Annotated in this window: 1 pseudogene; it reads right to left on the bottom strand. The window is 60.8% G+C overall.

Annotated elements, in window-relative coordinates:
* A pseudogene (locus SB725_RS30255) lies at positions 1-390 on the bottom strand (hypothetical protein); the annotation flags it as partial.

The following is a 390-nucleotide window of genomic DNA, read 5'->3' on the forward strand; positions in this document are numbered from 1 at the left end:
TGCTTCTTTCCATGCCGTCGACCCGCCGACAAAAATCCCAACTACCGGTGACAGCAGCGAGCGCACGTCCTCGATCTGCATCCCGTCTTGCACAGCGATGAGAACAGTTGTCGGGATTCCGCGAAGGCGTTCCATCCACTTCAGCGAGTAGTCAAGGGACGCCACTCCGCCTTCAACGATGTCTGGCAGCACAATCCACTCGGCGTCCTCTCCTACGGCGTCCAGCGCGCGCAGGAAGGCATCTTCATCGAATGGCTGTCCCTGCTGATATGCGGTCCACGCGCCATTGTCCAGTGCATAGGGCATCCCTTCCGTGCGCAGCGTGCCCTTTGCTGAAACGAGTAGGTGCCAGCCAGCTCGGCGCAATGCCTCGAGGTTGCGACGGGTGCC

This window comes from Pseudomonas sp. SIMBA_041, assembly GCF_046535095.1.
GTDB classification, from domain to species: Bacteria; Pseudomonadota; Gammaproteobacteria; order Pseudomonadales; family Pseudomonadaceae; genus Aquipseudomonas; species Aquipseudomonas mucoides.